Annotated in this window: 14 protein-coding genes, 1 tRNA gene, 2 pseudogenes and 1 other annotated feature; of the genes and pseudogenes, 12 read left to right on the forward strand and 5 right to left on the reverse strand. The window is 60.1% G+C overall.

The genetic code is table 11. The features are described 5' to 3' along the window. Positions 1-122: 122 nt before the first annotated feature. The 3 genes from J5I97_RS07825 to J5I97_RS07835 all read right to left on the reverse strand — a co-directional run bounded on the left by J5I97_RS07825 (position 123) and on the right by J5I97_RS07835 (position 3698). Positions 123-1400 carry an MFS transporter gene (locus J5I97_RS07825; RefSeq protein ID WP_208590863.1) on the reverse strand — a complete coding sequence of 426 codons (1278 nt, stop codon included), beginning with the start codon at positions 1398-1400 and terminating at the stop codon, positions 123-125. Between the two features lie 62 nt (positions 1401-1462). Then, positions 1463-1894 carry a toxin-activating lysine-acyltransferase gene (locus tag J5I97_RS07830; protein WP_208590871.1) on the reverse strand — a complete coding sequence of 144 codons (432 nt, stop codon included), beginning with the start codon at positions 1892-1894 and terminating at the stop codon, positions 1463-1465. Beyond that, entirely contained in the window at positions 1884-3698 is a 1815-nt protein-coding gene (locus J5I97_RS07835; protein ID WP_208590873.1) for a protein adenylyltransferase SelO family protein, read from the reverse strand. The genes J5I97_RS07830 and J5I97_RS07835 overlap by 11 nt, the downstream gene beginning before the upstream one ends. A gap of 496 nt (positions 3699-4194) precedes the next feature. Between J5I97_RS07835 and J5I97_RS20525 the strand changes: the two genes are divergently transcribed. The 4 genes from J5I97_RS20525 (at position 4195) to J5I97_RS07855 (ending at position 8282) form a co-directional block, all read left to right on the forward strand. Beyond that, positions 4195-5838, forward strand: a complete 1644-nt coding sequence (locus tag J5I97_RS20525; protein WP_208590875.1) for a MobA/MobL family protein — start codon at positions 4195-4197, stop codon at positions 5836-5838. A 448-nt stretch (positions 5839-6286) separates the two neighbouring features. Beyond that, positions 6287-6700 (forward strand): hypothetical protein, encoded by a 414-nt coding sequence (locus J5I97_RS07845; RefSeq protein WP_238135675.1) that lies wholly within the window; start codon positions 6287-6289, stop codon positions 6698-6700. Between the two features lie 12 nt (positions 6701-6712). Continuing rightward, a protein-coding gene (locus J5I97_RS07850) for an IS3 family transposase (protein WP_208586298.1) occupies positions 6713-7926 on the forward strand; the annotation gives its coding sequence in 2 pieces (ribosomal slippage) (positions 6713-6995 and positions 6995-7926; 1215 coding nt in all). Next, positions 6988-7104: a sequence feature (AL1L pseudoknot), on the forward strand. It overlaps the preceding gene by 117 nt. After that, the gene (locus tag J5I97_RS07855) at positions 7923-8282 is read left to right on the forward strand and encodes a hypothetical protein (RefSeq protein WP_238135676.1); all 360 of its coding nucleotides are present in this window, start codon (positions 7923-7925) and stop codon (positions 8280-8282) included. Before J5I97_RS07850 ends, J5I97_RS07855 begins: the two co-directional genes overlap by 4 nt. 147 nt (positions 8283-8429) lie before the next feature. Here J5I97_RS07855 and J5I97_RS07860 read toward each other — a convergent pair whose 3' ends face one another. After that, entirely contained in the window at positions 8430-9785 is a 1356-nt protein-coding gene (locus J5I97_RS07860) for a hypothetical protein (protein WP_208590878.1), read from the reverse strand. 367 nt (positions 9786-10152) lie between these two features. Next, a complete protein-coding gene (locus J5I97_RS07865; protein WP_208590880.1) occupies positions 10153-11562 on the reverse strand; it encodes a site-specific integrase in 1410 nt (469 codons plus the stop codon). 29 nt (positions 11563-11591) lie between these two features. Between J5I97_RS07865 and J5I97_RS07870 the strand changes: the two genes are divergently transcribed. The 8 genes and pseudogenes from J5I97_RS07870 to J5I97_RS07905 all read left to right on the forward strand — a co-directional run bounded on the left by J5I97_RS07870 (position 11592) and on the right by J5I97_RS07905 (position 20887). After that, positions 11592-11668 (forward strand) — tRNA-Arg (locus J5I97_RS07870). 536 nt (positions 11669-12204) lie between these two features. Next, a pseudogene (locus J5I97_RS07875) lies at positions 12205-13153 on the forward strand (IS3 family transposase). A gap of 43 nt (positions 13154-13196) precedes the next feature. After that, positions 13197-13412 carry a primosomal replication protein PriB/PriC domain protein gene (locus tag J5I97_RS07880; RefSeq protein WP_208590888.1) on the forward strand — a complete coding sequence of 72 codons (216 nt, stop codon included), beginning with the start codon at positions 13197-13199 and terminating at the stop codon, positions 13410-13412. 615 nt (positions 13413-14027) lie between these two features. Further along, the gene (gene thrA, locus J5I97_RS07885; RefSeq protein ID WP_208590896.1) at positions 14028-16535 is read left to right on the forward strand and encodes a bifunctional aspartate kinase/homoserine dehydrogenase I; all 2508 of its coding nucleotides are present in this window, start codon (positions 14028-14030) and stop codon (positions 16533-16535) included. 14 nt (positions 16536-16549) lie between these two features. Next, complete coding sequence (locus J5I97_RS07890) at positions 16550-17491, forward strand: homoserine kinase (RefSeq protein ID WP_371885809.1); 942 nt, start codon at positions 16550-16552, stop codon at positions 17489-17491. 46 nt (positions 17492-17537) lie between these two features. Next, positions 17538-17882 (forward strand): annotated as a pseudogene (locus J5I97_RS07895) (tannase/feruloyl esterase family alpha/beta hydrolase); the annotation flags it as partial. 843 nt (positions 17883-18725) lie between these two features. After that, positions 18726-20033 carry a threonine synthase gene (gene thrC / locus J5I97_RS07900; protein WP_208590905.1) on the forward strand — a complete coding sequence of 436 codons (1308 nt, stop codon included), beginning with the start codon at positions 18726-18728 and terminating at the stop codon, positions 20031-20033. A gap of 101 nt (positions 20034-20134) precedes the next feature. Then, entirely contained in the window at positions 20135-20887 is a 753-nt protein-coding gene (locus tag J5I97_RS07905; RefSeq protein ID WP_208590908.1) for a murein L,D-transpeptidase catalytic domain family protein, read from the forward strand. The last annotated feature ends 317 nt before the right edge of the window (positions 20888-21204 follow it).

A 21204-nucleotide genomic window follows, 5' to 3' on the forward strand; every position in this document is an offset into this window, starting at 1 on the left:
GCATCTAATTGGCTAGCGCTAAGGTGGATAGACATTGGGATCGGTGTGAAATAAATGAGCTCAGGCACTGCATGTCCGTAAGTAGCGGAGACAGTCATTGCAAGGCAGTAACGTGATGGCACTTACGGCTCGGGTTGCTCCTTTAAGTTGTTCCGAATGATGAGCGAGTAGACGAGGAGGGCGGGCACGCACGTCAGGCAGATGCCAATGAAAAACGTGCCATAGCCCTCGCTTTGTCCATAGCGCGTGGTGAGATAAGCCACTGCAAGGCCTGAAAAGCCGGCAAGCACCCTGCCGAAGATGGAGTAAAAGCTGGTTAGCCAAGCGTAGTGCTCACCTGCTCGTCCAAGCGTGACCAGCTTTGACATGTAAGCAACCAATGCGATGCCGGTGTAGCTACTGGCAAGGTTTTGAAGAATAACGCTAGCCCAAAGCAGTTCAGCAGACTGCTCGTTCGACGAAAGCAATGCAAGAACGAGGAGGGCAAGGACTTGGAGAGCTGCGCCAACAAGGATGGTCGTGCTCAAGGACATGCGCTTCAAGCTAGTGCCTGCAGCCAAAATTCCGAGGAAGGCTGCTGGGATACCAAGCCAGATATGCAGGGATCCGACCACGCTCTTTCCAATGCCAAGGGCATAGAAGAAAGGATTGATCATGGGACCCAGAAGAATATCCGGTAGGCGATAGCAGCCGATGAAGACGATGACCGCGATCCATCCTTGGAGCGTGGAGGGTCGAAGGGATATCAGCGGAGACCCCTGCTTCTTCGCACTCGCGCGATCTGGGGTGAGAACCCTATCGGGATGAGATCGCAGAAAGAGCGTTCCGCAGATGGGCACCAACATCAGGGGCAGCAGAAGTGCATAAGCAACTTGCCAGGACAGCCGCGCTGCGAGCAAGAACACCAGTCCGTCGCTCAGCAGCAGAGCAACGCGGTAGCCAAATTGATAGGCGGTGAGGAGCTTGGCTGGCTGCTGGTGCACTGCCTCTTGTTCGATCCGAAACGCATCGACTGAGGCATCCAGGGTCGCACCGCCAAACGCGGCTGCGATGCAGCTCAGTGCAATCAGCGGAAGGCTCCCGGAGACGACGCTCAGGACAAGGCCCAGGAGAGAGAGGGCGACCATGATCGAAGACAAGACAATCCAGCCTTGACGGTGCGACATGGTGCTTCCAACGACCGGCGCATGACGTTGGTCGAGATTGCGGGCCCATAGGAATTTGAGGGAGTAGGGAAGTGCGGTCCAAGCCAAGGCACCGATGACTGCGATCGAAAGCGACTTTTCGCTGAGCCAATAGCCTAAGGTGCTGCCGATCAGCGGATAAGGCAAACCAGAACCGAAGCCCAGGAACAAAAATCCAGTCCAGGCCTTGGTCGGCCTTGATGTCACTTCCTGCATGGGCTGCAACTGCCTTGTCGCTTCGGTTCGTCCATTCGTATCAAGGAAGCAACGTGTCTTCCTCAGCCATCTTTGCGAAGTGTGTGAGTCTTGGTTCCCAGCATAGCGCCCGTCTTATCTCGCACCAAGCGATGCGCTTGCTTGAAGTGAGGGCGCAAGCGGTGCCGTAGTGCTTTGGCCAGGCGTCGGTGATGCCCTGGCATAGCCACGAAATCCAGGATCCAGAGTTGATCACCTTCGTTCCAGTCACTAATCGGCAAGAACGGGGGATCTTGCAGAACCAAATGACTGGCGGTTTCAGGCGTCAGATAAGCCCATAAGGCGTAGCCGGTCCAGACTCCATCTTCGTCTTCGATCGTGACGAGCTGGCCTAGGCGAATCGCAGGCCATAGCCATACATAGGCAGCTGCGATAATGAACCTCTTGCGGTCAGTCTTGAACAGAAGTTGCATTGCCAGGCCAAGCGCCTGCGCATCAACGGCATTAGGTTGCATGGGCGGTGGTTGAGCTCAATGTCTGCGCTGCAACTGCAGCGTCCGGGAAGGTGAGCAGTGCGGCAGGGATTGATGCACGCCCGTTCAAGCTTAGACCTACCAGGTAGCTGGTGGGTTCGCAGTCGACCAGCACGACGGTTCGATGGCCAGAATTGGTGATGCCGAGTGTCTCATCTGCGACTTCGGCACCGAAAAGCAGTGTTCCGCCATGCACGCGTGGCCCCTCCGGCTGGACTGTATAGGCCATACGATGCGTATCAAAGAAATACAAGGCGGTGGACACGTGATCGCTTGCGTAGCCCAGGACAAGCCAGTGTGGCGGTAAGCCTTTCCAAACGCGGCGTGAGACCGCGACCTCGGTTGCGATAAAAGCCGAGACCCGCTTGGGTCCCGACGACCGATCGGCCAGGATCGACCGCACCAGCTTGATCGCCCGGCGTTTGGAGACGCGATAGGAAAGGCGTGGCCGTGGTCTCAGCCAGCGGTTGGCGGCACAAAGATGGAGAGCTGCGTTCGGAAGTGCGCGCAGGAGCGAGTTGATCTCCTCGCCTGTCTGAGAGCCCTGGGTTGCTTTGCCTTTGATGTGGTCAGAGAGCCAATCGTGGCGCTCGCCGTGCTTTGTGGGCTGATCGAACGCATAGTCAATGCGCTGTTGCTCGCGATAGTAGCGCGCAATGAGCGCTTTGAAATGCAACGCCTCTGGGCTTGACTGAGGCAAGGCACACGCTTTTGCACAGTGATGGAGAAACGCAGCTTCCATGTGATGCTCGATCTGGATAAGCAGCTGATCGATGTTGGCGATTGCCTTGTCAAAGCGGGAATACTTCTTGAAGAAATAGGCAAGCGAGGGAAGCGAGTGGCGAACATCACGCATCTCATCGCCGAAAAAGTGACGATGCCCATCGGTGCCACGCTTCCAGGTGGGAACTGCGCGGAAGCCGCCGAAATCCAGAAACTGCGCGTTCGATGTGATGTTGTCGCTTGTCGGGCGTCCGGTCCAGAGGCGATGCGCGCGGCTTGCGGCAATCTGCTCGGCAAGGCGGGGGTAGAGCGCAGACAAGTCAACGCCTAGGTCATTGGGTTTGCCGGCATCGCGCTGCGTGTGTTCGTCGGCAAAGTGGATGGCATCTTTGACCCGCAGGCTATCTTGAAATTGATCGCTGTTTGCACTGCCTGATGTCCCGAAATACAGGCTGCGCTCGAAATGCGCCAAGCGCAGGAAAGCAGGCCTGATCAGAATGGCGCACCGCTCCGGCTCGTCGGCATCGGTGCGCGCCAGGGAGAAGCCGGCATCGATGATGGCAACGATGGGGACTGTCCCGTGGGGGAGTTCTGCGTTGAGGATCTCGCTGGCGACTGCCTCGCGAATGGCGTCGTAAAGATAGAGACAGCCATGGGAGTGTGACCAATCATGGGCCTCGGAGACCAATGGCGTGGGGCCGGTTCCTTTGGCGATGAGCATGCCATCGGAGCCACAGCGGCCACTCCCTCCGTGGATTGCCCCACCGCTCCCACCATAGCGATCAGCGCCTAGTGTCTGTCCGCCGAAGCTGCCGGCGACGCAGTGAGCTTCGATAGATGTCACGGCAAAGCGCTCAAGCAAGGACGCTGAGATGCGGGCCCGAGTTGGCGCGTCGTGGATGGCCACGCCTAAGTCGTGAAACCAGCGCTCATTGAGCCAGAGCAAAGAAGCATCCGGCAGTCTTCCCACTGGAAAGGGCACGAGCATCGAGGTGCTCACGCTGGCAAGGTTCAACAGGTTGGGGTCGTTCTTGTCATCCATGTCCCAGTAGTCATTGGGCATTTCGCTTCCTTGTTTCCGCAGCTGCTGCGACTTCGCGTTCGATCGGCAGAGGTGATGCTACCAATCTGACGGCAATTCGTCCTGCTGCTTGGATTTTCTGAAAACCACGGGACATCACTCTGCATAGACAGTCAGCGTAAAAAGGGACACACGGCATTGCCATAATTAGATTCGTACAGGTCTTATTCATTATTACGTATAATTATTATTTATACGTAAAAAAGAGACATGGTTGATCCAACTTTGGCGAAAACAAATTCAAAGAAAATTAAAGAGCAAGAGCGCACTTATGGTTTCTGCTTTGCAGAAACCGTGCGCCAACGCTGCGCGTTGGTGCGGTGGCTTTCGCCACCTCGTTGCCTATGCTTCGCTAGGCAACACGGCCTCTTCAAAAGCTTGTGATCAAGGTCTCTTTGCTGTCGAGTTCGCTTAACTCTCGACAGGGAATGTTCTGTCGCTTCTTTGTGTGCTCCACAAACAAACAGGAGTTTCACAAATGGCGATTTATCACGCAACAATGAAGTCTTTCAGCCGAGGCAACGGCGACTCATCGGTCGCAGCAGCTGCTTACCGCGCAGGGTTTGATCTGCTCGATATGAGCACAGGGCTTGGCCACAATTATTCCCACCGAGGCGGTGTCGATTTCCATCAGATGCTTGCGCCAAATGGTGCGCCCGTGTGGTGTTTCGATGCGCAGTATTTTTGGAACGCGAACGAAGCGGCCGAAACCCGCAAGAACGCGCGCGTTTGCCGAGAAGTCGAAGTATCGCTTCCGCACCAACTCGATCCACAACAACGGAGAGTGCTCGCTTTGGCGCTTGGCCAATTGCTCGTCAATCGGTTCAAGGTCGCCGTATTGGTCGCTGTGCACACACCAAGCAAATATGGTGATCAGCGCAATCATCATGTGCATATGCTGATGTCAGCCAGACAGGTCGGGCCGGGAGGATTGGGTGAGCGCGCCTGCGCTGAGTTTGATGCGCGACAAGGCGGCGGCACACGAGCGCTGCGGCAAATCCGCAAAGACATCGCGATGGTCATCAATACGCACTTGAAAAATGCGGGCTACCCGGCTCGGGTGGATCATCGCAGTCTCCGAGCACAAGCACACGAAGCCGCGCGTAATGGAGAGTTTGAACGCGCCCGCGAACTCACGCGCCGGCCTGGCAAGCACTTGGGCAAAGCCAAAGTGGCGGTGATGCGCAAAACGAAGTTCACAGCAGAAGTGAGAGGGGCAGGTGGGCGAGAAGCAGCACTGGCGCTTTCAAAGCTTGTCGCTGAGCACATGAAAAAAAGCGGTGGTCTCGTGCACGAGGTGCCACCGTCTCATAGCCATGCGACAGCACTTCGGGATCGGGCCAACGCACAGGCTTCTGGATTGGACGGACGCACAGCGGTTGGGCAGACACGATTGTCAGGCGTAGAGCGGGTGCGGCAGATCAAAGAGCGCTTGGCGCGTGCGCCAGCGCCTCGCCCGGGTCTCTACACGCCTTACAGCGGTCAGACCCGACATCTTGGTCGCGTGACGCGTTTGGCTCGTTCCTCGGGCCGACAAGACGCTGAGTTGCTCAATGCGCAGGCGCAGCTGATCGAAGATTGGCTCGAAGCCCAGCGAGAGGTGGCTCAGCAGTCTCTCGAAGTATTGCGGCAGATCCCGGGTATCCAGATTGAACCCGAGTTTCAGCGCGCTCACTCGACATTGGTTTGTCGGCAAGTCGACAGCTACGCCACCAAGCCATTTCTCTTTGAAGACACCGAGATGCTTGCTCGCTCAATCAGCAAGTATGCCCATACGCTGGTGCGACCCTACAAGGCGCGCATGGCCGTGCTAGATGCGCAAGCCAAGCTCTATGAGCAAGAATACGATCCCGATACGAAAGTGGTGGCCAGAGCACAGCGGCGCTTGGCGCGAACGAAGAGGCATGTCTCCCCGCGCATCCAAGCGATCCAGCAGGGGCGGATCAAGCGGGCTCGAAAAGCGATGGTGGAGGCGGCTGAGGCCTTGGAGAAGAACTTCTCTCCGCAGCCGATTGAGGTGCTGACGCCTGAGGCATCTGGAGAGGATGCACATCCACCGCAGGCCGAGGGTGAGGCAGGGCATTGGGAGTTGAAGTTTCGGCCACCGAAGCCAGGTCTATGACGGCTCAAATGTTTCTGACCGTTGACCGCGCAGCAGACTGATGGTGCGCCTAGGCATTTGGCTGGAAGCTAGGGTCGTCGCAGAAGGTTCCCGCCAAGTGATCGGAACAACGCCGCCCGCCATTGGCACCCGGCGCCGAGACTGAGGCTTCAACGCCAGCGACACAGGAGCCCCGCATACGGGGCTCTTTTTTCGTGACCCAGATCTACTTCGCGCGTCTGGATGGGGTCAGGAGCGGTGCTATACAGATCTAGGCCATGGTCTTTGCTCTGGTAGAACTGCATCTGCCAGTTAACGCGTGCCTCCCGTCGATGGGCCCGTCATAATTGTTGCTCGGGTTGGCGGTGGTCAGAGTTGTTGAGATGCAACGACCTTGGATGATGCGAAATGAGGGCGGGGCGTTTTATGAGCTGTTTCGCGAACGGGGTGGTTGATGTCGGCTGGCGAGATGGAGTTTGACAAGATCAGGTCAGTTATTCGGCTGGCCGAACATGCAGTCGTCCAGAACACGCCCTTTGCAAAACGGGACGATCTACTCCGGGCGCTTTCTGATGAGCTTCTGGTTGGTCCTTGGCTGATCCTCAGCGGGCTTGGAATTCTCTGGAAGCGTTTTGTGTGGGTCCTGGGCTTGACGATCATCATCGCGGTTTATATCCGCTTGTTCGACCATGCTTTCAGTGCTTCGGCAGCGTTCGGAGCGCTGATGCTTGCGACTCTATGTGTCTATTTTGGACTCCCAAGTCGGACGGTTCTGGCAGGGGTCAACGGTAGGGCCATCGGTGCGCTTGCAGTAGCTATCGGTGAGCAGGTTCGCAGCAAGGATGTGAACCGCCCCGGGATTTCGGGAGGCTCCAACTCTTGAGAAGATGGGGCGATGAGCAAGACGAAATATTCACCGGAAGTGCGAGAGCGCGCGGTTCGGCTGGTGCGGGAGCATCAGGGCGAGTACGGCTCGCAGTGGGCGGCGATCGAATCGATTGCCGGGAAGATTGGCTGTTCGTCGCAGACGCTGTGCAACTGGGTGCGTCAGGCCGAGCGTGATGCCGGCAAGCGTCAGGGGCTGACGACGGACGAGCGGACGCGGATGAAAGCGCTGGAACGCGAAGTGCGCGAGCTGAGGCAAGCCAACGAGATCCTGCGCAAGGCCAGCGCGTATTTTGCCCAGGCGGAGCTCGACCGCCGCTTCAAGCCCTGACCACGTTCGTGACCGAACATTGCGATGTTCACGGGGTCGAGCCAATCTGCAAGGTGCTGCAGGTTGCCCCGTCGACGTATTACCGCCACGCGCAGCGGGAAGCGGACGCGAACTTGCGCCCGAACCGCTGGTGGAAGGACCAGGCGCTGCGCCCGCAGATCCGGCGGGTATGGGAGCAGAACCGACAGGTGTACGGCGTGCGCAAGGTCTGGCGGCAGCTCAAGCGCGAGGGCTATGCGGTGGCCCGCTGCACGGTGGAGCGACTGATGGGCGCACTTGGCCTGCGCGGCGTGGTACGCGGGAAGGTGGTCAAGACCACGATCAGCGACAAGCGGCCGTGCCCGCTGGACAAGGTGAACCGACAGTTCCATGCGCCGTCGCCGAACCGACTGTGGGTCAGCGACTTCACGTATGTCTCGACCTGGGCCGGGTTCGTGTACGTGGCCTTCGTGATCGACGTGTACGCACGGCGGATCGTGGGCTGGAAGGTGTCGCAGACGGCGCACACGGACTTCGTGCTGGACGCGCTGGAGCAGGCGCTGCATGCGCGTCGTCCAACCGAAGGCGGCCTGATCCACCACTCCGACCGCGGCGTGCAGTATGTGTCGATCCGCTACACCGAGCGGCTGGCCGACGCCGGGATCGAGCCGTCGGTGGGCAGCGTGGGCGATAGCTATGACAACGCGTTGGCCGAGACGATCAACGGGTTGTACAAGGCCGAGGTGATCCACCGGCGCGCGTGGCGCAACCGCCAGGATGTGGAACTGGCCACGCTGGATTGGGTGGACTGGTACAACCACAAACGCTTGCTGGGGTCGATCGGGAACATTCCGCCAGCGGAAGCCGAAGAGGCTTACTATCGACAACAGGCCGGTTACGCCAAAGCGGCGTGACTCAAACCAAACAGCCTCCCGAAATCCCGGGGCGGTTCAATGAGCTGGAAAGACTGTCCTCCGGCGTGCAGCTGGTCAAAGTTCAAACCACGGAGCGCTTGGCACGCTTCAATGTGTTCACGGGTATTGTGTGGGGTGCACTGTTTTGGTTTGCCGGTGCTCGCGTCTTTTCTCCGACAGTGCCGCCTGAGGTGGTTGAGTCGAGCATTTTTCCCCTCATTGCAGCTTCTGTGCTCTTCTCCGTTCTTTTCACTGCCGCAGTGGGCTATGCCACTGCCGTGCGAGTGGTTTATCAGACGCTAGATTTCGCCTTGATTGAGGTGAAGGCGGCACCTGCAGGCAAGGATGACGCCTAGGGAAGGGCGGTTGGGCCTCGCTCGATCGATATCTTAGCGCCGCCCTCGGGCGGCAAAGGCCATCTTCTTGCCTTATCCATGTGGCGATGTCGCTGTTAACAACACTCAAAGTGGCGGAACGATGGCCCACGTCATTGCGTAGAGCTGCTAATCCATAGGCATAAAGAAAGGCGCTATGGCCGGATCCATCTCGCCAAATTCGAAGTTTATTAGGTCATCGTCGCCATCCAGCTTGCTCAATGAGGCACCCTGGATCAAGCGACCCTGGGAGAGGGCAAGCGCAAAGGGATTGATGTGTTGGGCATCAAACCGATACGCCTTGCAGAAGTCTTCTTGCGACAATTGTCCAGACAGCAGTTGCAGCAGATCCCGAGAAGAAATGCTAACGCTCATGTTTCCTACTCCTCCGCTAGTCAAGCGATATCGGCCTTGGGCGATGTGCCTGGTCTCTTGTTCTAGGCAGCGACGGGCTGCGTTGTAAGGAGCTAAATACGGCCCGGGGAAGCGAATCAATGCACTTCTGATTAGTTCATCGAGTTCCGCGTAGGGCGATGTGAGGCGCTTGGGGTCGAAGGAACCACGAGCTCTGAGGTCAAAGCGCAGCTTTCTATTCGTCTGGGCGGAGAATAAGTCGCGCTTTTCCTCAACGCCAATAAGGAGGACGCCATCAATGCTTGAATGCTTGGTCAAGAAATGGTCGACGATCTGTTGGTCAGTAAAGGTGCCGCCCATTGATGCCATTGACGCATTGCTGCGAAACAACCCGCAGTCACCATCACAGGCTACCAAGAGTTTGAACGCGCACTCCGGGGCACCTTCTAATTGTCCTGTTTTCGCTTTGAGGGCTTTGTAAAGTGGGTTGACCTCCTTTGAAGGCGCGACATCGTAGCTGGTGTAGCTTCCCATCGTGCTCGTTTGAGCAGGATCGTAAGTAATTGAGAAGTCAAACTTCTCGTCAGAAGGCCGAAATGTGTCTTTTTGGTGCGGCTTCGTGTTGATCGCTTTGAGCCAAGGGACGACCTCGCTATGCAAGAGCGCAATCATCTGGCCTCTGTTCGGAAGGGCGAGCTGAACTTTGACCTGACCTCGCTTTCCGGTTCGCCCGCCATTAATCTTATAAGCGAGCTTTACAGGATCAACACCATGCTTTTTCGCAATGACAGGCGTTAGCTCAAACAGCACGTCGACCGGGTTGTTCTCATCCAAGCCCTTGTCAGAAACGGTAAGGATGTCGCCAACAACCACAAGCTTTATCCCCGCTGCTGATTGGTAATCGACGAGTAAATCGGGGCGCTTCCCCGAGGGAAGAGGAACTTCATGACGAACCGAGGCTACCTGTGTGAACGCGTCTAAGACAACGAGTTCCCACATAGTAGGAAGGCGCTGTTCGTTGGGCGTATTGAGCTTCTTGACTAGCCCTGAGAGTTGCTCGTGAGAAAGAGCGCCATGCAGGCGTTTGATGCTCATCTGCAAATCACGACGTGAGAAGACGAATTGGGTCATCAGAGTCGGTGAGACCTGGGAGTAGTGGAGTGGTCGCTCATGTCATACAAATTCGAGGTGCGCTCTGGCTTTGCTTCTGCTCCAAGGTCTGCTGCTGAGCTGGCTTAAAGATTAGAAACGAGCACTGTTGGTGAGGTCTTTACCTCATTAATCTGGCGAGATCGACCTGGAAGAAAGTAGGGGGCGTATCTTTCCAAGGCTATCGATGTTTTTCCTGCCTTGGTCTAAAAAGTCATCGAAATTGTTAGCGAAAGTGAGGGATTACGCAAAGGCTGATCTATGAATGGCATGCCATACCCTATCCATAGGCCAACTGAGCGATGCGATTCAATGAGAAGCCTGTGTTGAGATGATCGATCAGGTTTGATCATTGTGCTTTTGCCCGCTCCCGGAAAGCTAGTGCCACTGCCGATGCCATATCCTCAGTGCTCAGTCCCAGGAGTTGCTTCACGACATCGTCGACATCAGTGCCAGCGCCGCCCTGGCGTTCAAGCTGTTCCAGCTTTTTGCCCAGTGCCACGGGATCCGGGTTGAAGTAGCGCATGAAGGTTTTAAGATCCTTATGCCCTGAGATCCTGGCTGCTTCGGCCGGATTGAGGCGGTGTCCCATTTCGGTGATGCGCGTATGGCGAAGATCGTGCATGCGCGCCGTCAGGATCTCTGGATCACCAAGCTTCTCGGCTACCTGCTCACGCACTCGATCCCAGGCCTGAGTGACTGTGTCTGCCCGAATACGCTTGCCGCGCGAACTCACAAAGACCGCTCCCTTCTTTGTTTCGCTGGCCTCGAAGCGCGCGGCGATCAAGGCCATGGGCTCTGAGATCAGCGGAATCACGCGCTCGTTGTATTTGCCATTCTTGGCCTTGGTCTCGCGAAGTCGCGCGGTCTTCTTCTTGAAGTTGATGTCCGCCCAATCAAGCTTGACGCATTCGGAGCGGCGGGCTGCGGTCATGCGCGCAAAGCGAATGACATCGGCCGTTGCCGGGTCGGTCCGCCCAGCATCAAGCTGCGCAACGATGGCGTTCCATTCCTCCTCGGTGAGCGTCCGGTCGCGCGAGTCGTCAGAGTTGAGGGATTTCAAGCTCTTGATCGGCGAGCGAAGGTCAATCTGCCAGGTCTCGTGCGCAATCCGGAAAAGGTTCCGGATCGTGGTCAGGGCTCGCTTTTTGCTCCCCTGGGCCATTGGGAGCGTGGTGCCGTCTCGCTTGACCTTGATGTAGGCGTTCACGAACGAGCCTGCATGGCGCCCCAGGAAGTCATCCTGAGTCAAATCCTTGGCCAGCTTGCGGGTGAGGCGAGGCATGCCGGTCTGGCTCAACCCAAGACCTTTGCCGCCTCCCAAGAAGAGATAGGCATTGGAATGGTCGGTCCTGACCGACGCATGCTTGATGAGCCCATCATCGATTTCTTGGACAAACCGGCGCAGCAGATCCCCGAAGGTCCAAGCCTCGGCAGTGTGCGCGTAGGGCGTTTGCCGAAGCTCCAAGGAGGCGTGTTCTCGGCGGACATAGGCCTCGGCCATGAGCCGAGCAGCATCAATGTGATGCTCGGTATTCGGGGACGCCTTCGGGTCGATGGGGTAGCGCACCAGCGGGAACTTCAAGGCTTGCCCGTTGAGGGACCTTCGGATGCGCGCCTCCCACCTGAGTTGCCCATCCGTCCTGAGCGTGACACCCGCCACCGAGCTAACGGCCTGGGAGACCTTGATGCCGCGCGGAAGCGTGCCATTGAAGGCCTTGGTGCGCCCAGGCTTGACGGCTGTTTTGGCTTTGCTCACTTAGCGTCTCCCTGTATCCTTAGACAGATGGCCCCGTGGCACAATTGGATAGCGCGCGTCCCTCCTAAGGACGAGGTTGCTGGTTCGAACCCAGCCGGGGTCACCACTTTTTTGACAATCGGCATGATTAGGCCGGTCGTTACCACAGACTTGCCACAGTCAGGCTGGACTTCCACGCAAAGCCTTGTCCCGCTTGGGTCTTAGTCTAGCGACGTTGTCCCTCCTAAGGGGAAGGTCGCCCGTTCGAATCGGGCCGGGGTCACCAGGATCGATTGGATGGACGCTTGCTCTCGGTGCATTGCTGAGCGAGGTCATCGATTGCCTGAGCGATCATTTGCCGCCTGATGGGCCTGTATGAAGTCCACATAGATCCGCGTCACTGAGACCGGCATTACCTGGACTGGTGACGTCGTCGATCGCGGCGAGGATTCGCTGATCGTGGCGTCGCCGGTAAAGAATCTGGCACGCAGCAGGAGACTGCGCTCTTAATGTAGTGCAGCGCCCTCCAGGTGACGTAGAGACGCTGGACATCGAGCGGCTGCAGCCGGATGTCATCTTCGCCTGCCTAGTGAGCGGTTTTGATACGCCCAGGGTTCCGTAGACATCTCAAGGCCATGGAAAATGGCAGATTCGGAGGTGTCCATGAGCAGCAAGCGGTATAAGGATGAGTTCAAGATCGAAGCGGTCCGACAAGTGACCGATCGTGGGTTCAAGGTGGCAGAAGTCGCCGAGCGACTGGGTGTGACCACGCACAGCCTCTACGCCTGGCTACGCAAGTTCGGCAAGCCTGGCGTGGTGCAGCGCGCCGAGGCGGACCAGAGCGCCGAGGTTCGGCGTCTGAAGGCAGAGTTGCGTCGAGTGACCGATGAGCGCGACATCCTAAAAGGCCGCCGCGTACTTTGCCAAGGGGTAAAGGCAAAGTACGCGTTCATGCAGGCCCATCGCAGCGAATTCAGGCTGTGCGCGATGTGTCGGGTGTTGCGCGTCAACCGGGCGGGTTACTACGCCTGGTTACGCTCGCCCGACAGTGAGCGCGCCAAGGAAGATGAGCGCTTGCTGGGATTGATCAAGCACCACTGGCTGGCCAGCGGCAGCGTCTATGGGCATCGCAAGATCGCCCAGGATCTGCGCGATCTGGGGGAACGTTGCAGTCGCCATCGGGTGCATCGGCTGATGCGCACCGAGGGACTGCGTGCCCAGGTGGGCTATGGTCGCAAACCGCGCTTCCATGGAGGAATGCAGTGCAAGGCGGCGGCCAACCTGCTGGACCGACAGTTCGACGTGACGAAGCCGGACACGGCCTGGGCGAGCGATTTCACCCGATGACTGGCAGAGTTTCCTGGCTTCCCATGGCTTGGTGTGCAGCATGAGTCGGCGTGGCAACTGCCACGACAATGCACCCGTGGAGAGCTTCTTCGGCCTGCTCAAACGCGAGCGGATCAGGCGGCGGATCTATTCCACCAAAGAGGCCGCACGCACCGAGGTGTTCGACTACATCGAAATGTTCTACAACCCAAAACGCCGTCATGGTTCAACTGGCGACCTGTCGCCTGTAGAGTTCGAGCGGCGCTACGCGCAACGAGGGTCATGAGTGTCTACGGAACCCTGAGCGTATCAGACTAGCCTGACTCGTCATGAAAACGGCTCAGGAAATGCTCACCACTTACCAGCAGGCAGAGATTGCCGTGCTGCAGGGGCAGAGCTTCCGTTTCGGCGAGCGCATGCTCACCCGCGCGGATCTGGCTGAGATTCGGAAGGGACACCACGAATGGCAGGCCGCCGTGGATCGAGCGGCTGGGGCAGGTCGTAGTGCTCGCTGGGCTACCGTCGATTTCGGTGGCCGGACTTGATGGCCTCCGCATGCATCGCCCGCGACCGCCTTGGCGTCGCTCGCCTCATCATTCCTGCTGACCTTGTGACTCGCATCGACCACCTCGGCGATGGCGACGATCTGTTGCCTGATGCGAAGTGACGCCAGCAGTGTATGACGCCTCGCGCAGAGCGATCCCATCAACTGAGTGGCATCTGTCGATGCAGCATGACGCACTGAGCACTGTCGAAACTTGCGCATGGCACCCCCCCAAGGTCGCTGCAAAAGTTTCCATGGCAATCAATTGCTTGCGGGCATACCGCTTAAATCCCTGAGCGGCAAGGTTTTCTGTTCCGTGTGTTGAGCGCGCGTGTCCGCTCATTCACGCAGTGCTTGACAGCCTTCGCCCCGGTGATGTCTTTTGCACACATGCGTAACGCCTCCGCCACCGCTTCGCTTCTCTGCCAGCCGCACCTGCGGCAGTGCGCGCGCGTTGCCGACATTAGCATCAACATTACCACCGCCACCATTCGCCCGGTGCGGCCCGTCGTCTTCGCGTAACTTCCGAAAACAACGGCCCCGCACCCGGATCAGGATGCGGAGGTCTCCCTCTCTCACCTGAAGCGGACGGGGCCTCCCCAAATGAGGTCTGTCGATGTCATCGCTTGCTGTTTCGTTCGAACCTGCTGCTGTTTTGGCGTCCTCTACGCGCGCTGTCGTACACAAGTTTGGCGGCACCTCTGTGGCCGATGCCGAGCGTTATCGGCACGTTGCGCAGTTGTTGCTGGCCCGCGACGAGACGGTACAGGTCACCGTGGTGTCGGCGATGAAGGGCGTGACCGATGCATTGATCGAACTGGCCGAACTGGCGGCGCAGAACCGCCCCGAGTGGCGCGAGCGCTGGCATGAAACGCGTGCACGCCATCGGGGTGCAGCGGTGGCCTTGCTGGGCGAGCAGTCCGGGCCGACGGTGGAATGGTTGGATGAGCACTTCGAGCATCTATCGCAGATCCTCGGCGCGCTGGCAGTGATCGGCGAGCTGCCGCGCGAGGTGCTTGATCGCGTGCAAGGCCTGGGCGAGGTGTATTCGGCGCAATTGCTCGGCGATCACTTTCGCGCGATTGGCGAGGATTGCGCGGTGCTGGACGCGCGCGATGTGCTGGTGGTCAATCGCGGCGAGTTGGGCGTGGATGTGGATTGGGAAGTGAGTGCGCAGCGCCTGGCAACCTGGCGCCAGACGCATCCGCAGACGCGCGTGGTGGTCACCGGCTTTGTGGCGCGCGATCGCGCCGACCGCATGACCACGTTGGGGCGCAACGGCAGCGATTATTCCGGTGCGATCTTCGCGGCGCTGTTCGATGCCGATGAACTGCATATCTGGACCGATGTGGATGGTGTGCTGTCGGCCGATCCGCGCGTGGTGCCAGAAGCGGTGCAGCTGGAAACATTGAGCTACGACGAGGCCTGCGAGCTGGCGTATTTCGGCGCGAAGGTGGTGCATCCGCAGACCATGTCGCCGGCGATTGAACGCGGGTTGCCGATCATCATCCGCAATACGTTTCAGCCGGAACATCCGGGCACGCGCATCACCGCGCGCAGCGCGGTGAGCGGGCCGATCAAGGGGCTGACCTTGAGCCCGGATCTGGCGGTACTGAATCTGGAAGGTACCGGTCTGATCGGTGTGCCGGGCACGGCCGAGCGCGTGTTTGCCGCCTTGCGCACGGCGCAGGTATCGGTGGTGATGATCTCGCAGGGATCGTCCGAGCATTCGATCTGCTGCGTGGTCAAACAGCGCGAATCCGAGTGTGCGCGCAATGCGTTGTTGCAGACGTTTGCGCATGAACTCGCGGTCGGTCAGGTGCAGCGAGTGCAGCTGACCAGCGGCGTCAGCGTGCTGGCCGCGGTCGGCGATGGCATGGCCGGGCAGCCCGGCGTGGCGGCGCGTTTGTTCGAATCGTTGGGGCGCGCGCAGGTCAATATTCTGGCGATCGCGCAGGGTTCGTCGGAGCGCAATATCTCGGTGGCGATCGATGCGGCACATGCGACCAAGGCGTTGCGTGCGGCGCATGCGGGCTTCTGGTTGTCGCCGCAGACGTTTTCGGTGGGCGTGATCGGGCCGGGCAACGTGGGCGCTGCGTTATTGGATCAGCTGCGCATTGCGCAACCGCAATTGTTGAGCAAAGCCAACCTGGATCTGCGCTTGCGTGCGATGGTGTCGCGCAGCCGCATGTTGCTCGATGAGCGTGGCCTGGTCGGCAACTGGCGCGATGCGTTCGCCTCCTCGGCCACTGCTACCGATCTGGAGCGCTTCACCGCGCATCTTCTGTCTGCGCATCTGCCGCATACGGTGATCATCGATTGCAGCGGCAGCGCCGAGGTGGCCGACCGTTATGCGGGTTGGTTGGCGGCTGGCATTCATGTGGTAACGCCGAACAAACAGGCCGGCTCAGGCTCGTTGGAACGCTACCAGGCGATCCGTGCTGCAGCCGATGCCAGCGGCGCACGCTTTCGCTATGAGGCCACGGTAGGTGCGGGGCTGCCGGTGATCACTACGCTGCGCGATCTGGTCGACACTGGTGACACGGTGACTTCGATCGAAGGCATTTTCTCCGGCACCCTAGCCTGGCTGTTCAATAAGTACGACGGCAGCGTGCCGTTCGCCCAACTGGTCACGCAGGCACGTGGCATGGGCTATACCGAGCCAGATCCGCGCGATGATCTGTCCGGTGTGGACGTTGCGCGCAAGCTGGTGATCCTGGCACGCGAAGCCGGGCGAGAAATCAGTCTGGAAGATGTGCGGGTGGAAAGCTTGGTGCCCGACACGCTGCGTCAGGCCAGCGTGGACGATTTCATGGCGCGCCTGCATGAAGTGGATGCGGCATTGGCGCAGCGTCTGGCCGATGCACATGCGCGCGGCAACGTGTTGCGTTATGTCGCGCAGTTGCCGCCTGATTGCGCGCCCAGTGTCGGTCTTGTCGAACTGCCTGCCGATCATGCGTTCGCTAATTTGCGCTTGACCGACAACGTAGTGCAGTTCACTACGCGCCGTTACTGCGAGAACCCACTGGTGGTGCAAGGCCCAGGTGCAGGGCCCGAGGTCACTGCGGCGGGTGTGTTTGCCGATCTGCTGCGGGTGGCGGCGGGCGAGGGAGCTCGGCTGTGAGCGAGGCGCAGGTAGTGCTGGCGCCAAGTGGTGCAGTGCGCCAAGCGCGCGCGTTCGCACCGGCGTCGGTGGCCAATGTTGCGGTGGGTTTCGATTTGCTCGGTTACGCGCTGGAAGGCGTTGGCGACACCGTGACCGTGCGCCGTCTCGATGCGCCGCAGGTGCGTATCGCTGCGATCCGCGGTACGACCGTGGAGTTGCCTCTGGAGGCCGAGCGCAACACCGCTGGCACGGCGCTGATCGCATTGCGCACAGCATTGGCGTTGCCGTTCGGCTTCGAGTTGGAGATCGACAAAGGCATCCCGCTCAGTTCCGGCATGGGCGGTTCGGCGGCCTCATGCGTCGCGGCGTTGGTGGCAGCCAATGCGTTGCTGGACACCCCGTTGTCGCGCGATCAGCTATACCTGTATGCGTTAGAAGGCGAGGCAGTCGCCAGCGGCAGCCGTCACGGCGACAACCTCGGTCCGATGTTGCTGGGCGGGTTGGTGCTGTCAACGCTGGAGCGGATGGTGCCGGTGCCGGTGCCGGAGACCTGGCACAGCTTGCTGGTGCATCCGGATGCGGTGTTGGAGACGCGCCGCGCGCGCGCCGCGCTGGCTGGCGACTACAGGCTTGCCGACTTCGTCGCGCAGAGCGCCAACCTTGGCCTAGTTCTGGCAGGATGCCACGCCGGGGACGAGGCGCTGGTGCGATCGGGCTTGCGCGATGTGCTGATCGAGCCGCGGCGTGCGCCGCTGATCGTCGGCTTCGCTGCAGTCAAAGCTGCGGCACTGGCAGCAGGCGCCATGGGAGCAAGTATTTCCGGCGCCGGCCCCAGCGTGTTCGCGTGGTTCGCCACGCGTGCAGCGGCGGAGTCAGCCGCTCCTGCGCTGCAGGCGGCATTCGCCGATGCCGGTTTCGACAGCCAGAGTTGGGTGTCGGCATTGAACTGCCCAGGTGCCAGACTGCTGCAATGAATTCCGGAGAGTGCTGCTCTGGTTTCTCCGATTTTAAGGGAGCGGGCTGTTTGTGATTCCCGGTATGAGCCATTTTACCGGCGGGCCCGGCACCTCGGCCTTTGGCGGGCTCTACGGCGCGCCCGGCTTGGCTAACGATCGCCAGCACGATGTGCTGTCCGCCATGGAGGCATGGGTTGAGCAAAGCATCGCGCCAGACCGCATCGTCGCAGCAAAATATGTCAAAGACGACCCGGCTCAGGGTGTCGTCCGCAAGCGACCGCTCTGTTCGTATCCGCAATCGGCGAAATGGACGGGCCAGGGCAATTCGGACAATGCACAGAACTTCGGGTGTATCGATGGTCCGCGTAGTGCCTATTGCGGCGGTGTGGAGCCTGCACGGTTGAGCTGAGCATGCACGTGCAGATCTATTGATGTCAGCGGTCGTGCGTTTGATTGGGCGTGCGTCCGCTGGCTTTCTACCTAGCACTCCAGGCGAACGTTCGCCTGGAGTGCTCTGGATCCGGCGCGTACGGGCGGGCGATGCGAGCGTGTTTCCGATACATGCCCCCACGCCGCAGCGTGGCGCAGCGATCTTCGCCATCTGCGATCTTGGTCGCGATCGCCTTGCCATCCCGTTTGCTGATGTTTGCGTTGTGTTGTGTTGCCGGCTTGGCAGTGGTCTAGGCGCCATTGACCGTGTGGCCGATCGCACGCGACCGGCCTTCTTTCTTCATTGCGATTTGGATCAGCCGCACCGGCTGGCCCTGATTGCTCGCGCGGGCACCAGCTTGCTCTCATGCGCGAGCGTGTGCCTGCGGTGTCGTACCATCTGTTGTCTGGTTGCGCGCATGCCGTGCCGTGCCGTGCCGCGCGGCATTCGGCGCTCAGCCCACCGCAACTCAGGTGATCTGCACCACCGGCGTCAGAGCAGTGCAATTGGCAATGCCGGCCTGGAGTTACGCCACACGCAGTAGGCAGGGATATTGAATGCTTCCTGCGAATCTCAGAAAATACGGCACATCGTGAGAAGCGGCACGTGCGTGTCGCGATACTGGGTTTGATCGAATTGGGCGCTATCTAGGCTCAGCTGCATTACGCCGACCTTGAGCAATGGCCGACTCCACTGGAAAGTGCGCGTGGCGCCGCGACCGGTGATCGAGTGCTCAGCGGGGGGGGGGCATGGCGGGCCGCTGAACGCCGTGTTCTCATACTCGTTTGGCATTTGCCTGTTTTTGATCTGTCTGGAGTTTGCATGATTTTTATCTCCACCCGTGGCGGTGCGCCCGCCGCCAGCCTGAGCCAAGCCATCGCCAGCGGCTTGGCGCCGGACGGCGGCCTGTATGTGCCGCAGATGCTGCCGCGTGCACGCACGCTGGAAGCTGGCGCCTGTCTGGCCAAGACCGCCGCCACGTTACTGCAGCCGTTCTTCGACGGCGACGCGCTGTCGGCGGCGTTGCCGGCGATCTGCGCCGAGGCCTTCGACTTTCCCGCGCCATTGGTGTCTCTGTCCACACCCGGAGACTATGCGTTGGAGCTATTTCATGGGCCGACGGCTGCGTTTAAGGATTTCGGTGCCCGCTTTTTGGTGGCCTGCCTGACCCGCTTGCGCCGTGCCGAGGACCGGCCGCTCACCATTCTGGTTGCCACCTCAGGTGATACCGGCGCTGCCGTGGCAGCTGCGTTTCACCGTCAACCGGGCTTGCGTGTGGTTGTGCTCTATCCCGATGGCCGTGTGTCGCCGCGGCAGGCGCATCAGTTGGGCTGCTTCGGCGACAACATCCAGGCCTTGCGCGTAGCCGGCTCGTTCGACGATTGCCAGGCAATGGTCAAGCAGGCCTTGAACGATGCCGCGTTGCAGACGCAAGTGCCGCTGAGTTCGGCCAACAGCATCAGCCTGGGGCGCTTGCTGCCGCAGATGAGCTACTACGCGCATGCCGCCCTGCAGCATCATGCCGCGTCGGGTGGCGTGCTGAATCTGGTGGTGCCCACTGGCAACCTGGGCAACGGGCTGGCGGCGATCCTGGCGCGCGCGCTCGGCGTGCCGCTGGGCCGTATCGCGCTGGCCTCCAACGCCAATCATGTGTTGCCGGATTACTTCGCCGGCAACCAATACACGCCGCAGCCCAGCGTAGCCACGCTGGCCAATGCGATGGACGTGGGCGCACCCAGCAACTTCGAACGGCTGCGCTGGCTATACGAAGGCGACGATGCCGCGCTGCGCGAAGCATTCCGTGCGTTGTCGGTGGACGATGCGGCGATCCGCCACACCGTGCATCAACGCTTTGCGCGCTATGGCGAGGTGCATTGCCCACACACCGCCACCGCCGTGCATGTGCTCGAACAACTGCGCGCAGAAGGGGGCGAGGGTGGGACGGGCGACTGGGCGGTGGCAGCTACCGCCCATCCAGCCAAGTTCGAGGGCGTAGTGGAGCCGTTGATCGGGCGTGAGGTGCAAGTGCCGCCCGCGCTGGCCGCACTGCTGCAGCGTCCCGCACACGCCGAAACGCTTGCGCCGGACTACGCCGTTTTCCGGCAGCGTCTGCTTGCGGATGCTGCCTGACCGAACGTGTTCAGTCGTCAGGGGTTGGAAAGTGCGGCGCATGCGGTTATTTCTAGGCGGTGCGGCCCCGCTGTGGCGCCGCGTTCGATGTGGGTTGTTGCATGTCTTATCGAGTGATCGCCGTTGCCGCCGCGTTCTGCGGGCTGGCAGCGGCAGCGGCAGCGCCGGCCGGTGCGGCTGATGCTATTTCCGCCTCCACCGTGTCGCCGCAAAGCGCGCCGCGCGTGGGATTGGTCGATGCGCTGGCGCGCCAGGCGCCCTCGCTGGACCGCCAGGTGCTGGCGCTGGCCGCCGGGGCGCTGCAATGCGCCCGTCAGTACCAACAGGTGGGCGAGGAGCGCGTGCTCAGCGTGATCGACTACAGTCGGCCGTCGACCGAGCGTCGCTTGTGGGTGTTCGATCTGGCGCGGCAGCGATTGTTGTTCCAGGAATGGGTGGCGCACGGGCGCAACACCGGCAACAACCTTGCGGCGAAGTTCTCCAACGACGATGGCAGTTTTCAATCGAGCCTCGGCGCGTTCAGTGCGCAGGAGTCCTATACCGGCCACAACGGCTATTCGTTGCGACTCAACGGACTGGAACCCGGCTTCAACGACCATGCGCGCGACCGCGCAATCGTGATTCACGGTGCGCCATACGTCAGCGAGGCGGTGATTCGCACCAAGGGGCGGCTTGGTCGCAGCCAGGGTTGCCCGGCAGTGCGGCCGGCTGTGGCCAAGCAGTTGATCGATACCTTGCGCGAAGGCGCCTTCGTCTTCGCGTACTACCCGGACCGTTCCTGGCTGCGGCAATCGCGGTTGCTGGGTGGCGGATGTGCCGCGTCGGTGGCGGGTGCGACTGTAGGTGGGCGTTGAGTGGTTGCGTGCAAGGTGTCACACGCAGGTGTCTTGCGATCAGCTTGAAGCCTCGGTGCTTCTGTCGAATCGATAAGCGAGCCGCTGAGCGATACCCGCAGTTCGGGCGGCTTGCGACACGTCGCGAGCGGTGTTGAGCCAAGCGGTCAGCAAAACCCGTGAACGAGGGGCGGCAGGAAATCGTGCTAAACACGGCCACCAATCCCACGTCGCCAGCGCATCAGGTACCGCGACTTTGAACCTGACTGCGAGCCGAGACAGTGATGTCAATTCCCTTGCAGAACTTGCTATCACGTTCGCATTTAATGGGGTGCCGG

The organism is Xanthomonas fragariae (assembly GCF_017603965.1).
Classification (GTDB): Bacteria; Pseudomonadota; Gammaproteobacteria; order Xanthomonadales; family Xanthomonadaceae; genus Xanthomonas; species Xanthomonas fragariae_A.

What these genes read in the sequence shown, in the direction of transcription:
- J5I97_RS07825 (WP_208590863.1), bottom strand. Translation starts at nt 1,400, where the DNA reads ATGCAGGAAGTGACATCAAGGCCGACCAAGGCCTGGACTGGATTTTTG.
- J5I97_RS07830 (WP_208590871.1), bottom strand. Translation starts at nt 1,894, where the DNA reads ATGCAACCTAATGCCGTTGATGCGCAGGCGCTTGGCCTGGCAATGCAA.
- J5I97_RS07835 (WP_208590873.1), bottom strand. Translation starts at nt 3,698, where the DNA reads ATGCCCAATGACTACTGGGACATGGATGACAAGAACGACCCCAACCTG.
- J5I97_RS20525 (WP_208590875.1), top strand. Translation starts at nt 4,195, where the DNA reads ATGGCGATTTATCACGCAACAATGAAGTCTTTCAGCCGAGGCAACGGC.
- J5I97_RS07845 (WP_238135675.1), top strand. Translation starts at nt 6,287, where the DNA reads ATGGAGTTTGACAAGATCAGGTCAGTTATTCGGCTGGCCGAACATGCA.
- J5I97_RS07860 (WP_208590878.1), bottom strand. Translation starts at nt 9,785, where the DNA reads ATGACCCAATTCGTCTTCTCACGTCGTGATTTGCAGATGAGCATCAAA.
- J5I97_RS07880 (WP_208590888.1), top strand. Translation starts at nt 13,197, where the DNA reads ATGAAAACGGCTCAGGAAATGCTCACCACTTACCAGCAGGCAGAGATT.
- thrA (WP_208590896.1), top strand. Translation starts at nt 14,028, where the DNA reads ATGTCATCGCTTGCTGTTTCGTTCGAACCTGCTGCTGTTTTGGCGTCC.
- thrC (WP_208590905.1), top strand. Translation starts at nt 18,726, where the DNA reads ATGATTTTTATCTCCACCCGTGGCGGTGCGCCCGCCGCCAGCCTGAGC.
- J5I97_RS07905 (WP_208590908.1), top strand. Translation starts at nt 20,135, where the DNA reads ATGTCTTATCGAGTGATCGCCGTTGCCGCCGCGTTCTGCGGGCTGGCA.